Genomic DNA, 1312 nt, shown 5'->3' on the forward strand with positions numbered 1-1312 from the left:
CCCCTATAAAACAAGAGTAATCTTTTAAATTTCGATTATTAATTAAGCGGTTAATTTTTTGGTTAAAATTAGATGTTTATCCTGATTCCATTTCTCCATTGGTGTAATCCGTCCTAGTAAGCCATGTAGTCTGGTATTGTTATAGAAAATCACATATCTTTTTAAGATTTGTTCAATTTCTCCAAAGGTTCTATAATCAACTCTTTCGAACACCTCTTTTTTTAGTATTCCATGATAAGCTTCAATATGAGCGTTTTCTTCTGGTGTAGCTACGTGTGTAAATTCTTGTTGAACACCTATTAATCCTAAATATTCACGAACATCATTAGCTATAAACTGACTTCCATTATCACTTCTAATAACTACACTTTCAGGATATTGTAAGTCTAAAAACAAATCAGACAGAAACGCTATAACCTTGTCTTGTTTTATAGAAAAGGCAAAGTAGTCTTTTAGTATTGTACGCGTATGAACGTCTATTATAGATAGTAAATAAGCGTTTTTACCTACACTAGGAATCCACACTATTTTGATATCCATTTCTAAGCACTCAAGAGGTCTAGAGGTATTTACTTTTCTGAATTTTACAAATTTACGTCCTGAACCGCTTCGCTTTATTCGATTTTCTAGCTTTAACATACCATTTTCTTTCATTATTCTATATAGCTTTTTATGATTAATAATATAGCCATCTCGCTGTAAATAGGAGTTCATTAAACGATATCCACAGTCTATAAATTCATGTCCTAGTATATCTTTAATGGATTCAACTACAGTATCTTGATTGACCAATCCTTCTGATTTATGAAAAGTAAATTCACTTGGCTTATTCCCTTTTCTGCCAAGACTTGGTACTCGGTAATAACTACTAGGATTCATACCTACCATACCGATTATCTTCGTTTTACTAATCTTATATTTTGCAAAAGTAGTATCCACTAAATCTTTCTTGGATCGGACGTCCCAAACTTTTTTTTTAGAAGTTCGCGACTGACTTCTAATTCAATTTCTTTATTAGCTAATAACTTACGAAGTATTCTGTTTTCTTCCTCGGCTTGCTTTAATTCTTTACTATTGGTATCATAAGTGACTTTTAAGCCCGCTTCTCCATGGTTATCATGCTTCTTCTTCCAACTGTATAAAGTACCTGTACTAACTCCGTATTTACGGCAGGTTTCTACAATTCCAATTTCTTCTGATTTTGTTAAGATTTCTAGCTTTTCGTCTAAACTCCATTTCTTGTATTTCATATCTCAAATATATTAGTTTTGAAATTTAAAATAGCACTCCGAACTTTTAAGGGGCTAAACTA

General features: G+C 31.9%; 2 protein-coding genes. Both read right to left on the reverse strand.

Annotation, left to right across the window (positions count from 1 at the left end):
* Positions 1-42: 42 nt before the first annotated feature.
* Positions 43-939 (reverse strand): IS3 family transposase, encoded by an 897-nt coding sequence (locus MPF19_RS19005; RefSeq protein WP_249989848.1) that lies wholly within the window; start codon positions 937-939, stop codon positions 43-45.
* A complete protein-coding gene (locus tag MPF19_RS19010) occupies positions 939-1250 on the reverse strand; it encodes a transposase (protein ID WP_249989849.1) in 312 nt (103 codons plus the stop codon). Before MPF19_RS19010 ends, MPF19_RS19005 begins: the two co-directional genes overlap by 1 nt.
* Between the last annotated feature and the right edge of the window lie 62 nt (positions 1251-1312).

The sequence above is a fragment of the Polaribacter sp. Z014 genome (assembly GCF_023555435.1).
GTDB lineage: Bacteria > Bacteroidota > Bacteroidia > Flavobacteriales > Flavobacteriaceae > Polaribacter.